Genomic DNA, 13,455 nt, shown 5'->3' with positions numbered 1-13,455 from the left:
GAGCGACCGCGACTTCATCGACACCCGTGACGCTGAGCAGGAGACCAGCAAGTGGTAATCCGCTGACCAGCGAAACGCGCCGCCCGTATGGAATTCCAAATCTGTGCGGGCGGCGCGTCGTCCGAGAGAGGCTGAGATGGTAGGTAATCGCGTTTCAGAAGTCATCGACATTCCCGCCGATCTGCTGGAGATCGACGACTCCACCGACGAGCGCTACTGGGCGTCGGTGGAACGCGTCGTCGCGCTGGCCGAGGACCGGGGGCGGGCCGCCGACGGGATACCGCTGCTGGCGTCTGTCGCGGTCACCCACCCCGAATGGCCGGTGCGAGCCGGTGCGGTGCGCCTGCTGGCCAGGCATCACGCGGGTGACCCGGCGGCCGACACCGCCGTGGCCGCCGCCACCCACGACACCGTCGACTGGGTCGCCTTCACGGCGCTGAAGGTCATCGCGGAGCACCGGATCGCCGCCGCCGTACCCGACCTCATCCGCATCTCCGGCTGGCCCAGCAACTTCACCCGCCCCGACTGGACGCGCAAGCCCGTCGGCTGCGGCGCGGCACTCACCAAGCGGGCCCTCATCGCCGTCTTCGGTACCCGCGACCCGGCCGAACTGCGCCGCCTGGAGGACGAGTACTTCTCCGACATGCGGGCACGCATCGAGGCCGCGCGCAAGCGTCCCCGGCGCAACACCGACGTCGTCCTGGTGCCGGGCGGCCCGGCCATCATCGGCGCCGACGAGAAGCCCGACGCCTTCCGCATGGCCCAGGACGACAGCACGCTGCGCGCCGTGGACGTACCCGCGTTCCTCATCGACCGCACCACCGTGACCAACGCGCGCTACCGCGCCTTCCTCGACGAGGTCGGCGACTCCGGCGAGTTCGACCACCCGGACCAGCCGCTGGAGCGCTCGCACCGCCCGGCGCACTGGCACGACCCGCGGTTCAACGCCCCCGACCTGCCGGTCGTCGGCATCGACTGGTACGACGCGTACGCCTTCGCGAAGTGGGCCGGCGGTTCGCTGCCCAGCGAGGTCCAGTGGGAGAAGGCCGCGCGTGGCGTGGACGGCCGCCGCTACCCCTGGGGCGATGAGTGGGACCCGGACCGGGTGAACTACGTGGAGCGGTCCTTCGGCGAGGAGGTCGCCGACCTCGACTCCCTGGAGGCGCTGCTCGTCACCGTCTCGCAGGGCGACAACCCCGCTCACCCGGTGCTGCCCGCCGACGCCCTCCCGCAGGGCGCCAGCCCCTACGGCGCCCTGCAGATGTCGGGCAACGTCTGGGAGCTGACGCGGACCAACTACTACACCGGCGACGACATGGACCCCTTCTTCAAGGGCCGGCACCCGCTGGACTTCATGAACCGCAAGGAAGCCTTCCACGTGCTGCGCGGCGGCACCTGGACCTCCCCGCGGTCCTGCCTGACCACGTTCTACCGGGGCAAGGACCTGATCACCGACCGGCACAACGAGGTCGGCTTCCGCTGCGTGTACGAAGCGAGCGACTGATGCGACTGATCTCCCTCGGCCACGCCGCCGTCCTCGTCGACACGGGGACGGAACGCATCCTCTTCGACCCCTGGCTCACCCAGCGCCTGGACCGCTTCTGGGAACACCACCCGGCGGTGCCGGACCGGTTGGTCCGTGAGGTCCTCGACGACGGGGTCGACTACGTGGTGCTCAGCCACCACCACTTCGACCACCACCACTTCCCCTCGCTGCTGCGCCTGGTCGACGGCGCCGACGTGGACTTCGACGACAGCCCGCGCCAGAGCTTTGAGGTCACCTGCGTCTACCCCACCGGCCCGGTCCCGCCGCAACTGACCGCGTCCGGTCTCGGACACCAGGCCATCGCCTGGACCCTGCGCCGCCTCGGCTACGAGAACCTTCAGCCGGTGACCCCGGGCGACACCCTCACCCTGGGCCGGACGACCCTGCGGACGTTCCCCTCGGCGGTGTCCTTCCCCGAGATGAGCGTGCTGGTGCAGACCGACGACGCGGCCGTCATGCTGTGCGGCGACGCGCTCCTGCACGAGGACACCGTGGCGGCCTTCCGCCGCGCCGACGCGCCGCGGCTGGACGTCCTGCTCGTCCCCGCGCACAGCATCTCGCCGCCCGGCGTGCTCACCGAGCGCCGCCCGCTGACCGATCCGGACGCGGTGCGCGCCCGCGCCGTCGCCAACTTCGACCGGTACATCGACGCGCTCCCCGCGGCCCTGACCGTGCCCTCCTCGTTCGGCTGGCGCATCAGCGGCGACGGCACGTCCGACTACGACTGGTGCAACCGCACCATCTTCCCCTTCACCCCGGTCCAGGCACTGCGCCGCCTGGACGAGCTGGGCCGCGACGGCCTGCTGTGGGGTCCCGGACAGGTGATCGAGGTCAAGGACGGCAAGGCCGCCCTGGCCGACGGACCGGTGCCGCCCGGCGCGTACGACTTCGACGAGGTCTACGCCGCGGTGACCCTCGACCCGGACACCCCCGTACCGCCGTTCGACGCCTCCCGCGACCGGTACGGCCGTCAGACCCGCGACGCCGAGGACATGCTGCGCGAGCTGCTGGACCGGCTGGTGGCGACCGACTACTGGTACCGGGCACTGGACCATGGCGCCGGCCGCCACGTCGTCTCGCTGTACGAGGACGACGGCAGTGAGACGTCCTTCCTGCTCGACCCGGTGACCGGCCGGATCACCCGGCTGGGCCCCGGACCGGCCCGCGGCCACCTCACCGGCGGCGAGGGCTGGACCGAGATCGCCGCCTCCACCCTGGAGGCCATGCTCGGCGCCGACCTGCTGTTCGGCAGCTCCTTCGGGCTGTGGGCCAGCGACGGCGTGCTGCTCTCCGCGGTCTTCCACCACCCGTCGTTCTACACCCGCCACGTGGAACGCGCGCTGCGCCAGGAGAGCAGGCCATGAGCGAGCCGGTCCTGTTCGACCTCGACAGCGCCTGTCTGCGCGGCAACCCGCTGGGCGACCCGCACCGCCGCAGCGTCGAGGTGCACCTCCCGCCGGGGTACGACGGTGTCCGCCGGTACCCGGTGGTGTACTGGCTGCCGGGCTTCGGCGCCCGGCCCAGTCTCACCCACCGGCCGCTCGCCTTCGGCGACTCGGTCGCAGGCCGGCTCGGCCGGGCGATGGCGGAGGGCCGGGTGCCGCCCGCACTGCTCGTCGTACCCGACTGCACGACCGCCTACGGCGGCTCGCAGTACATCGACTCGGCCGCCTGCGGGCGCTACGCCGGCCACCTGGCGGAGGTCGTCGCCGAGGTGGACCGGCGGTTCGCGTCCCTGCCGGGGCCCGCCGGGCGCGCCGTCGCGGGCAAGTCCAGCGGCGGCTACGGCGCCCTGGTCGCGGGCATGACGACCGGGCTGTTCTCGGCGGTGCTCGCCTTCTCGCCCGACGCCGGGTTCGAGCACTGCTACCTGCCGCTGCTGCCCGCCGCGCTGGACACCGTCCGGGCGGCCGGCGGCGTCGAGGCACTGCTGGCCCGCCGTGACACCGGCCCGCACGACGTGCCCTTCATGGTGGCGATGAGCCTCGTCGCGATGGGCATGTGCTACGCCGACACCCCCGGAACCGCGCCCGCCGACGCGCTGCCCTGCGACCCCGTCACCGGCCTGTTCCGCGACGAGGTGTGGCAGCGGTGGCTGCGCCACGACCCGGTGCGCATGCTCCCCGCCCACGCCGGCCGGCTCGCCGCCCTCGGCCTCCTCCACCTCACCGTCGGCGAACGCGACGACTACGGGATGCACTGGGGCGTCCGCGCGCTGCACGCCGCCCTCGACGCACACGGCGTCGCGCACGCCTACCGCGAGCACGCGGGCGGCCACCACGGCATCGAGCACGTGTTCACCGAGGCCCTGGCCCAGCTGTGGCGGGTGTGGGGGGAGAAGGAGGCCGGCGCGTGTGCGGCATAGCGGGCTTCATCAGCTTCGAGGGACGGCGCGACACCGACTGGATGGACGCGCTCGGCCGCACGATGACCGACGCCATGGCGCACCGGGGCGAGGCGGCCCGCGCCCCGTACGTCTCGGCGTGCGGCACCGTCATGCTGTGCGCGACGCGCCTGGCGATCCGCGACCGCAGCGAGGCGGGCGACCAGCCGATGACCGACCCCACCGGACGCATCGTCCTGGTGCACAACGGCGAGGTGTACGGCTCCCGTTCGCCCGCCGCGCCGCTGTGGCCCCGCAGCACCACCTGCGACACCGAGTTCGTCCTGCAGCAGGTGTGCCGCGAGGACGATCCCGCCGCCGCCCTGCAGCCGCTGTCCGGCATGTTCGCCCTCGCCTGGCACGACACCTGGACCGGCCGCGTCGTGCTCGCCCGCGACCACTTCGGCGTGAAACCCCTCTTCTACGCCTTCGCCCACGGCGGGCTCCTCTTCGCCTCCGAGCCGGGCGTGCTCCTGCGCACCGGCCTGGTGACCCCCGAGGTGGATCCCGAGGAGTACGTCCTGCGCTCCTGGATCCGGATGGACGCGGCCGACGACCACACCTGGCTGCGGGGCGTGCGGGCCCTGCAGCCCGCCGAGTACCTGTCGGTCGACCGCCCCGGCACCAGCACCCACCGCTACTGGCGGCCCACGCCGGTGGACGGACTGGTCACCGCCGAGGAGATCAGGGAGGCGTTCGACCGGGCGATCGCGGAGCGGGCCGTGTCCGACGTCCCGCGGGCGGCGGTGCTCAGCGGCGGCGTCGACAGCACGGCGGCCGTGGCCGCCCTGACCGCGCTGGACGTTCCCGTCCAGGGGTACGTGCTGCGCTACCAGGACGGCATCGGCGGCTCGGGCGACGACGTGGCGCACGCCGCCGAGGCCGCCGAGAGTCTGGGCGTACCCCTGACCGTGTGCGACCTGGACCGCCGAAGCGCCGCCGAACTGGTGCCCGTCCTGCCCACCCGGCTGATGCGACCGCTGCTGCACGGCGCAGAACTCGCCATGCACCACCTCTACGGCGCCATCGCCCGCGACGGCAACGTGGTCGTCTACTCCGGCCACGGCGCCGACGAACTGTGGGGTTACCAGGCCGGCCGGTACTTCCCGATCGTCGACCCCTACGCGCCCACCTTCATCCACGGCCGCCACTACCTGACCCACCAGCTGTACTCCGACGAACGGCCCGTCTGGGCCCGGCTGGTGAGCTGGATGGCCCGCGAACTCGGCGTCGACATGACGACCGTCACCGACCTGGTGTGGGAGCGCACCATGGAGGAGTACCGGGCGATCAAGACCGCGTCCCCGCTCAAACGCGGCCGGCACCACCTGCTGCGCCGCTTCCTGGTCTACGTCAACGACATGGTCGACGCCACGTCGGCGACCTTCACCCTGGAGGACCGGCCCGTCTTCCAGGACGTCGCCCTCGCCGAGCTGGCCTTCCGCTGCCCGGAGCACCTGAAGGACTCCGGCGAGCCCGGCAGCAGCCACAAGGGCCTGCTCAAGGAGGCGCTCGCCGACCTGCTGCCCGACTCGGTGCGCCACCGCCCCAAACAGGGCTTCCCGACCCCCACCGACCCCGGCTACGTCCGCCGACTGGCCGACCTCGCCGACGGGCTCGGCACCCCCTTCGGCCTGCCGCCGCTGCCCGCCGGGCTCCGGGCCGAACTGGGCGTCGGCGAATGGATGTTCCTTGCTTCGACCTCCGCCTGGCTCGGCCACCTCGCGGAGCTTCGCACCCACCCGAGGAGTCAAGGTGAGCAGTCCCGTACCCCCGTGGCGCTGGCAGGTCCTGGACCGCGCGGCCGATCTTGACCCGGTGCCCCCGGCGATCGAGGAGACCCGCGCCCAGGACTGGTGCAACTTCGTGCTGTGGCGGCCGTCCCGGCTGCCCGCGGGATGCGACACGCGCGTCGGCACCCTGCGCCGCGAGGCACCCCCCGGCCGGGTGGCGGCCGAGGGCCGCACCCCGTGGAGTGACGCCAACCCCGCCGGCTACCGCACCGAGATCTCCGGCGGGGGACGGCGGCTTCGCCTGAAGCAGTTCCTCTACGACTGGGCGTTCCCCGCCGCCGACCACCCCTGCCTGTGGGGCAGCGAGACCCGTCCGGCCGAGATCGGCGAGGGCCGCGTCGTCTGGCTCGGCACCGACTACCTGGGCCACCGCGCCGCGAGCGCCAGGCTGGCCCGCACCACCGTCGAACTGTCCGTCCTGGAGGGCGAGTTCGACGACGACGAGCTGGTCGCGCTGTTCGCCGCGCTGCGCCCGGCCGTCCCGGACGCCGTGCCGAGGGTGCTGGCCACCCCGTTCGCCGACCTGAGCTACTGGGCCCGGCACCCGGCCGCCATGGTGTCGGTGCCCACCGGCGTCTTCCGCTTCCACCGGACCGAGCGCGAGCACGAGGGCGACTGGGTCCCCTCCGAGCAGGTGGTGGACTTCCTCACCGCCCAGGGAGTGCCGGTTGCGGCCGGGCAGTTCCGCGCCGAGAGCGCCGCCACGTTCGGCGACGGCAGCACCGTCCGCGAACTGGACGTCGTCTACTCCTCGCCGTCCGGCGACGAGCTGCGTCTGACGGCGCAGCGCACCGGCGGCGGCCGGCTCGCGTTCCCCCCGCAGCGGGACAAGCACCCCGCCACCGCCGAGATCCGCGACCTCGGCGGCCGTCCGCTCCACCTCGGCCACCTCAGCACACGGTACGGCGCCTGCGACGCCTGGTGGCAGCACCCCGACGGATACGACCTCCGGCTGCTCGGCAGCGCGGGAGCGGGCCTCGGCCCGGAGGAGTTCCACGGTCTGGCCGCCGAGATCGACCGCGGGCTCCGGCTCGCCGGCCACGCGACGGTGCTCGGATGACCGCGGCGGGCCGTGCGGTCCTCGACCCCGCCACCGGCCGCACCGTCACCCACGTCCCGGACACCGACGCGTCCGGCGTCGCCGCCGCGGCGGCCCGGGCCCGGACGGCGTTCGACAAGGGCTGGGCCGACACATCCCCGGCCCAGCGCTCGCGCCTGCTGCGGGAGCTGGGCGAGCTGCTGCGCGAGGACCGCACGGAACTCGCGGCGCTGGAGCGGCTGAACACGGGCAAGCCCACCGCCCGCGCCCTGGGAGAGGTCGACTTCGCCGCCCAGGTGGTCGACTGGTTCGCGGCGGCGGCCCGGTACCCGGTGGGGGAGACCCACCCGGCGGGCCCCGGCATGCGCACCTACACCGACCGGGTGCCGGTCGGTGTGTGCGCGGCCATCGCGCCGAACAACTACCCCCTCCTGCTGGCCGTATGGAAGATCGCCGCCGCCCTCGCCCACGGCAACACGGTCGTCGTCAAGCCGGCGCCCGAGACACCGCTGTCGATCCGCCGCCTGGTCGGCCGCGCCGACGACGTGCTCCCCGACGGCGTGCTCACCGCCGTCTACGGCGGTGCCGCGACCGGCCGGCTGCTGTGCGACCAGCCGGCCGTCGGCATGGTCTCCTTCACCGGCTCGACGGGGGCCGGGCGCGAGGTCGCGCGGCGCTGCGCGGACGGCCTCAAGCCGGTCTCCCTCGAACTCGGCGGCAAGAGCCCCGTCGTGGTCTTCCGCGACGCCGACCTCGACGCGGCGGCTCACGCCGTCGTCACCGGCTTCACCGGCAACACCGGCCAGGTGTGCGTCGCGGGTTCACGGCTGGTCGTGGACCGGGCCGTGCACGAGGAGTTCGTCGGCCGGGTGGCCGCTTACGCGGCCACCCTCGAGGTCGGCAGGCCGGCCGACCCCGGCACCGACCTCGGCCCGCTGATCAGCCGGGCCGCCGCCGACCGCACGGCCGAGGTGGTCGCGCAGGCGGCACAGCGCGGTGCCCGGGTGATCCTCCCGCCCGGCCGCTCCTCGGTCCTGCACGACCTCGACGGCGGGTTCTTCGTCCACCCCGCGATCATCGACCGGGCGCCCCTCGACAGCCGCGCCTGGCGGGAGGAGATCTTCGCGCCGGTGCTGTCCGTCGCGTCGTTCGCCACCGACGACGAGGCCCTGGCCCTCGCGCACGACACCGACTACGGGCTGTCGGCGTCGGTGTGGACCTCGGACGCCCACCGCGCCGAGCGCTTCGCCCGGGCCCTGCGGGCCGGCATGGTCTGGGTGAACACCTGGGGCGACACCGAGGAGACGGTCAGCGTCGGGGGTCTCGGCCAGTCCGGATACGGCCGGGAGCTGGGCCTGCACGCCGTCGACGGCTACACCAGGCCGCGCGCCGTCTGGGTGGCCCACCGGCCGGGGCGGTGACACCGTGGCACGTACCGGCCCCCCGCACCTCGACTTCCGCAGCGACACCCGCACCCTGCCGGACGCGCGGATGCGCCGGGCGACGGCCGCGGCGGATGTCGGGGACGACGTCTACGGCGACGACCCGACGGTCGCCCTCCTGCAGGAGCGGGTCGCCGACCTGCTCGGCACCGAGGCCGCACTGTTCACGCCCACCGGCACGATGGCCAATCTGCTCGCCCCGCTCGCCGCGGCCGGCCCACCCGGATCGCCCGCCCCGCGGGTGATCGCCGGCGCGGACACCCACATGGCGTTCCTGGAGTCGGACGGGCTGCGCCGCTTCGGCGGCATCGAGCTGCTGCCGGTGCGGCAGCGCCCCGACGGCCTGCCCGACCCCGACGCCCTGGCCGCGCTGCTCGCCGCCCGCGCGGACCGGCCGGCCGTGGTCTGCGTCGAGAACACCGCCATGATGCACTCCGGCAACGCCCTGGACGCCGAAGCGACGTACGCCGTGGCGGCGCTGGCCCACCGGCACGGCGCGCACCTGCACCTCGACGGCGCGAGGCTCGCCAACGCCGCCGTGGCGCTCGCGGTGCCGCCCGCGCACCTGGCCCGGCCGGCGGACAGCGTCACCTTCTCCGTCTCCAAGGGGCTCGGTGCCCCCGCGGGCGCGCTGCTGTGCGGAACACGCGAGTACGTCGCCCGCGCTCGCGCGCTGAGGGGCTGGCTGGGCGGTTCCCTGCACCAGGTGGGCGTCCTCGCCGCGCCCGCCCTGGTGGCGCTCGACCGCCTGCCCGACCTGGCCGCCGACCACGAGACGGCCGCGGCGCTCGCCGCCGGGCTCGCCACGGTGCCCGGCACGGAGGTGATGCGCCCGCCCCGGCCGACCAACATGGTCATGGCACGGCTGACGGGACTGGGCGCCGACGAGTGCGCCGAGCGCCTGGCCGGCCACGGCGTGCGCGTCCTGCCACTGCCGAACGGACATGTGCGCTTCGTGACCCACCGCGCACACGACATGATCGGGGTACGCGCGGCCGTCCGGGCGCTGGCGGCCGTCGCGGCCACCGTGTCCGGGCCCGGCCGGCGGCCCAGGACCACCCGGAGGGGGCTCGCCCCCGGCACTGACGGAGGAGACATGACGACGAAGCCACCCGCGCGCGGACTCGAGGAACGGCTGCGGGACACTCGGGCGAGACTGGAGAACGACGTCGATCTGTGGGTGGCGACGGCGGGTGCCTCCCGCGGCGTCCACCTGATCCCACTGTCCTACCACTGGGACGGGAACGCGATCCTCGTCTCCACGCCCCGCGACTCGGTCACCGGCCGCAACCTGCTGGCCGACGGGCGGGTCCGGCTCGGCCTCGGGCCGACCCGTGACGTCGTGCTCATCGACGGTGTCGCCGAGCCGGTGGACGTCACCGAGCTGGGCGAAGAACTGGGTGACGCCTTCGCGGCCAGGACCGGGTTCGACCCCCGCAAGCTCGACGAGCCCTACCAGTACTTCCGGATCCGGCCCCGGCGCGTCCAGGCCTGGCGGGAGTCGAACGAGCTGGCCGGACGTGACCTCATGCGCGACGGCGCCTGGCTCGGCTGACCCGCCAGGGACGACACCACCCCGCCCGCGCCGGCCGGTCACCCGCGTGACCGCCCGGCGCGGGCGCGGTCCAGTCGTGCTTGACCGCTTCTGAAGACGGCTTTGCCAGGCTGCGACTGGCAACGCATCGGTCGATCCTTAAGGGGCGAATATGGGAGCCATCGAGGTTCCGGTTCTGATCGTGGGCGGTGGCGGATGCGGTCTGTCCGCCTCCGTCTTCCTGTCCGACCAGGGCGTCGATCATCTGCTGGTGGAGCGGCACCCGGACACATCGAGGGTTCCGAAGGCGCACTACCTCAACCAGCGCACGATGGAGATCTTCCGGCAGCACGGTGTCGCCGACGACGTGCTCGCCGAGGCGGCGCCGCTGGAGAAGTTCGGCAAGGTGCGCTGGCAGACCACACTCGCCGGTGACGGGCCCCTGGACCGGCGCCTGATCCACGAGATGGACGCCTTCGGCGGCGGTGCGCTGCGCGAGACCTACGCGGCGGCCGGGCCCGTCCTGCCGGCCAAGCTGCCCCAGATGTGGCTGGAGCCGATCCTGCGCCGGCATGCCGAGGACCGCAATCCCGGGCGGATCCTGTTCCACCACGAACTGACCTCGTTCTCCGACGAGGGCGACCACGTGCTCGCCGAGGTGCGCGACCTGGAGACGGGCGAGATCACCACCGTCAAGGCGCAGTACCTGCTCGGGGCCGACGGTGGCCGCACGGTCGGCGCCGAGGTCGGCATCGAGATGCAGGGCCCGCCCGGACTGGTCAACACCACCACTGTGTACTTCTCCGCCGACCTGTCCGAGTGGTGGGAGGAGGGCACGCTCATCACGCACTTCCTCAGCCCCGAGGACCCCGACCTGTCGAGCAACCTGATCGAGATGGGGCCGCGCTGGGGCAAGGAGTGCGAGCAGTGGGGCCTGCACTTCGCCCCCGGCCCCGCCGGCCGCTGGAACAACGAGAACGTCGTCCCCCGGATCCGCGAGCTGCTGCGCATCCCGGACCTGGAGGTGACGGTGCACAAGGTGACGGACTGGATCGTGCACGCGCACCTCGCCGACCGCTACCGGGTGGGCCGCGTGCTGATCGCCGGCGACGCCGCGCACCGCCAGCCCCCCGCCGTCGGCCTGGGCCTGAACACCGGCATCCAGGACGCGCACAACCTGGCCTGGAAGCTGGCCGCGGTGCTCGGCGGCCGCGCGTCCGACAGCCTCATCGACAGCTACGAGGCGGAGCGCCGGCCCGTGGGCCGGGAGAACGTCGACTGGGCGGTCTCCGCCGCCGTGCACCACCAGGCGGTCATCGACGCCATCGGCGCCGGCCACAACATCCCGGCGGGCCGCCGCAAGCAGCGCCTGGAGGCGTACTTCGACCCCTCGCCGCTCGGCGACACCGTGCGGGCGCGCGCCCTGGAGATCTTCCACACCCACCGCGGGGGCTGCCAGTCCCTCGACATGGAGGTGGGCTTCCACTACGAGGACGGCGCGCTCGTCCCGGACGGCAGCGAGCCGCCGGCCCGCGTCCCCATGCGCAACGAGCACCGGCCCACCTCACGGCCCGGGCACCGGCTGCCGCACGCCTGGATCACCGCCGGCGACCGGCGGCTGTCCACGCTGGACCTCACCGGGCGGTGCGACTTCACGCTGATCACCGGTCCGGAGGGGACGCCGTGGTGCGAGGCGGCCGCGCGGGTGGCGGAGAAGTTCTCCGTGCCCATCGCGACCGTCCGCATCGGCGCCGGCTGCGAGTACGCCGACGCCGAGGGCGGCTGGGAGGCCGTCCGCGGGATCACCGACGCCGGTGCCCTCCTGGTCCGCCCCGACCAGCACGTCGCCTGGCGCAGCACGGGCGCAGGCCAGGACGCCGAGCAGACCCTGGCGCAGGTGTTCGCCGCGGTGCTGGACCGCTGACACCACGACAGACAGACAGAAGCGGCCGTGCCCCGAAGGGCACGGCCGCTTCTGCGTGAGGGAGGTCAGGCTCCGACCGCCACCGAGCGGGCCGGCGCGTTCTGCCGCACCCAGTCCAGCACCTGCTCGGCCGCCTGCCGGGCCGAGGCCATGCACACGCCGACGCCGACACCGTCGTAGAGGGCGCCGCAGACGGCGAGTCCGGGCTGCGCGGCCACCGACTCGCGGATGCGCCGCACCCGCTCGAAGTGGCCGACGGTGTACTGCGGCAGGGCGTCCGCCCAGCGGCTGACCCGGCTCGCCACCGGGGCGCCGCGCACTCCGATGGCCTCGGCCAGCTCGGCCGTCGCCAGCGCCACGAGGTCGGCGTCGTCGCGTCCCAGCAGGTGCTCCTCGCCGAACCGCCCGATCGAGCAGCGGATGATCTCCACCTCGCCGGCCAGGTGCGGCCACTTCACGGTGGTGAAGGTGACCTCCTTGACCGCCTTGCCCTCCGGGGCGGGCACCCGGTAGGCGGCGTAACCGCGGCCCGCCAGGGGGGCCGGGAACGCCGAGCGCGGGTAGGCGAGCGTCACCATCGCCACGCTGGAGTACGGCACCTCGGCGAACGCCGAGACGGCGGCGGTGGTTCCGGGTACCTGGGCGAGCAGCTTGCCCGCGGGGCCCGCAGGTACGGCGATGACGACCGCGTCCGCGTCGATGTGCTCCGGGGCGGCGGCCGTGCCGACGGTTACCCGCCAGCCGTTCGCGCCGCGGGTCAGCTCGCGGACGGGAGCGTCGGTGCGCACCGACGCGTCGGGCGCCGCCGCCAGCACCTCGCGCGCGAGCACGGGGGGCAGCGAGCCGAAACCGCCGTCCAGGGTCGCCACCCGCACGGGCGGCGGCTTCTGGCCCTCGGCGAGCACGGGCGTCAGGGAGGCCGCCGCGTCCGCCAGCGAGACGTGCGCACGGGCCGCCTTGGCCAGCGGCGTCAGCGTGGCCTCGAACGACAGGTCCGCGGCACGGCCCGCGAACACCCCGGCGAGGAACGGCTCGACCAGGCGGTCCACGACCTCCTGGCCGAAGCGGCCACCGACGTAGTCCGCGACCGAGACGTCGCCCTCCAGGTCGAACGACGGCAGCACCAGGTCCTGCCGGGCCCGCTCGACACCCTCCGCGGAGACGACGCCCGACCGGGCGAGGTCGTCCATGTCGCAGGGCACGCCCATGAACTGACGGTCCGGCTGGTGCCGGACCTCGCCCCTGCTCCAGATCGCCGACGCGGTGACGCCGGCGGACATGATCTTCTCGCCGAGCCCGGCGTCCGCGATCAGCCCGGTGGTCCGGCGCCGGTTGGCGTACAGCGACTCGGCGCCCTCGTCGACGGGGACGCCCGCCACCTCGGAGACCGACAGCTTCCCGCCCAGCCGGGACGACGCCTCCAGGACCGTCACCCGGACCGGCTCGTCGCGGAGCCGGAACGCCGCCGCCAGTCCCGCGATGCCACCCCCGATGACGACCACATGGGGCTTTCCACTCACCTGATCCTGTTCGGTGTCAGCCATTCCACCAGATCCTTCGCGGTTAGTGTCGTCAGAGGCCGCCCCGGCGCCGCCGACCGGCGCCGGGGCAGGCCCTGGCAGTCTCGCCGGGGGGCCCAGCCCCCCGGTCGAGAGCGCCTAGAGAACGCTGCGGGCGGTGCCGAACCAGCGCTCCAGGGCCTGGGTGAGGTCGTCGGTGGTGCCGGGGGAGGTCCAGGCGACGTAGCCGTCGGGGCGGATCAGGACACGTCTCTTTTAAACATTCCCGAGCCCC

The 13,455-nt window shown here is 73.9% G+C and carries 10 protein-coding genes and 1 pseudogene; 9 read left to right on the top strand and 2 right to left on the bottom strand.

Going from position 1 to position 13,455, the window contains the following annotated elements; translation table 11 throughout:
- Positions 1 to 136: 136 nt before the first annotated feature.
- The 9 genes and pseudogenes from MTQ10_RS04055 to MTQ10_RS04015 all read left to right on the top strand — a co-directional run bounded on the left by MTQ10_RS04055 (position 137) and on the right by MTQ10_RS04015 (position 11,661).
- Positions 137 to 1,504 (top strand): formylglycine-generating enzyme family protein, encoded by a 1,368-nt coding sequence (locus MTQ10_RS04055; RefSeq protein WP_247462278.1) that lies wholly within the window; start codon positions 137 to 139, stop codon positions 1,502 to 1,504.
- Positions 1,504 to 2,910, top strand: a complete 1,407-nt coding sequence (locus MTQ10_RS04050) for an MBL fold metallo-hydrolase (protein ID WP_247462275.1) — start codon at positions 1,504 to 1,506, stop codon at positions 2,908 to 2,910. Before MTQ10_RS04055 ends, MTQ10_RS04050 begins: the two co-directional genes overlap by 1 nt.
- On the top strand, positions 2,907 to 3,911 hold the full coding sequence (locus tag MTQ10_RS04045; protein ID WP_247462273.1) for an alpha/beta hydrolase-fold protein: 1,005 nt from the start codon (positions 2,907 to 2,909) through the stop codon (positions 3,909 to 3,911). The genes MTQ10_RS04050 and MTQ10_RS04045 overlap by 4 nt, the downstream gene beginning before the upstream one ends.
- A complete protein-coding gene (locus MTQ10_RS04040; RefSeq protein ID WP_247462270.1) occupies positions 3,899 to 5,743 on the top strand; it encodes an asparagine synthetase B family protein in 1,845 nt (614 codons plus the stop codon). Before MTQ10_RS04045 ends, MTQ10_RS04040 begins: the two co-directional genes overlap by 13 nt.
- Positions 5,685 to 6,782: a hypothetical protein gene (locus MTQ10_RS04035; protein WP_247462269.1), complete on the top strand. Its 1,098-nt coding sequence runs from the start codon at positions 5,685 to 5,687 to the stop codon at positions 6,780 to 6,782. Before MTQ10_RS04040 ends, MTQ10_RS04035 begins: the two co-directional genes overlap by 59 nt.
- Entirely contained in the window at positions 6,779 to 8,182 is a 1,404-nt protein-coding gene (locus tag MTQ10_RS04030) for an aldehyde dehydrogenase family protein (protein ID WP_247462267.1), read from the top strand. Before MTQ10_RS04035 ends, MTQ10_RS04030 begins: the two co-directional genes overlap by 4 nt.
- 4 nt (positions 8,183 to 8,186) lie before the next feature.
- Positions 8,187 to 9,197, top strand: a pseudogene (locus tag MTQ10_RS04025) (GntG family PLP-dependent aldolase); the annotation flags it as partial.
- Positions 9,198 to 9,299: 102 nt separating this feature from the next.
- Complete coding sequence (locus MTQ10_RS04020; protein WP_236570316.1) at positions 9,300 to 9,758, top strand: pyridoxamine 5'-phosphate oxidase family protein; 459 nt, start codon at positions 9,300 to 9,302, stop codon at positions 9,756 to 9,758.
- A 151-nt stretch (positions 9,759 to 9,909) separates the two neighbouring features.
- The gene (locus tag MTQ10_RS04015; RefSeq protein WP_247462265.1) at positions 9,910 to 11,661 is read left to right on the top strand and encodes an FAD-dependent monooxygenase; all 1,752 of its coding nucleotides are present in this window, start codon (positions 9,910 to 9,912) and stop codon (positions 11,659 to 11,661) included.
- Between the two features lie 65 nt (positions 11,662 to 11,726).
- Here the strand turns inward: MTQ10_RS04015 and hemG are convergent, their stop codons facing one another.
- Both hemG and MTQ10_RS31580 read right to left on the bottom strand, forming a co-directional pair.
- A complete protein-coding gene (gene hemG, locus MTQ10_RS04010; RefSeq protein WP_247462263.1) occupies positions 11,727 to 13,205 on the bottom strand; it encodes a protoporphyrinogen oxidase in 1,479 nt (492 codons plus the stop codon).
- A gap of 114 nt (positions 13,206 to 13,319) precedes the next feature.
- On the bottom strand, positions 13,320 to 13,421 hold the full coding sequence (locus MTQ10_RS31580) for an aromatic-ring hydroxylase C-terminal domain-containing protein (protein WP_374117562.1): 102 nt from the start codon (positions 13,419 to 13,421) through the stop codon (positions 13,320 to 13,322).
- Between the last annotated feature and the right edge of the window lie 34 nt (positions 13,422 to 13,455).

Source organism: Streptomyces sp. XM83C (assembly GCF_023072675.1).
Lineage (GTDB): Bacteria > Actinomycetota > Actinomycetes > Streptomycetales > Streptomycetaceae > Streptomyces > Streptomyces thermocoprophilus.
This window is presented reverse-complemented; position numbering and strand designations above follow the sequence as displayed.

What these genes read in the sequence shown, in the direction of transcription:
- MTQ10_RS04030 (WP_247462267.1), top strand. Translation starts at nt 6,779, where the DNA reads ATGACCGCGGCGGGCCGTGCGGTCCTCGACCCCGCCACCGGCCGCACC.
- MTQ10_RS04015 (WP_247462265.1), top strand. Translation starts at nt 9,910, where the DNA reads ATGGGAGCCATCGAGGTTCCGGTTCTGATCGTGGGCGGTGGCGGATGC.
- MTQ10_RS04045 (WP_247462273.1), top strand. Translation starts at nt 2,907, where the DNA reads ATGAGCGAGCCGGTCCTGTTCGACCTCGACAGCGCCTGTCTGCGCGGC.
- MTQ10_RS04055 (WP_247462278.1), top strand. Translation starts at nt 137, where the DNA reads ATGGTAGGTAATCGCGTTTCAGAAGTCATCGACATTCCCGCCGATCTG.
- MTQ10_RS04020 (WP_236570316.1), top strand. Translation starts at nt 9,300, where the DNA reads ATGACGACGAAGCCACCCGCGCGCGGACTCGAGGAACGGCTGCGGGAC.
- hemG (WP_247462263.1), bottom strand. Translation starts at nt 13,205, where the DNA reads ATGGCTGACACCGAACAGGATCAGGTGAGTGGAAAGCCCCATGTGGTC.
- MTQ10_RS04050 (WP_247462275.1), top strand. Translation starts at nt 1,504, where the DNA reads ATGCGACTGATCTCCCTCGGCCACGCCGCCGTCCTCGTCGACACGGGG.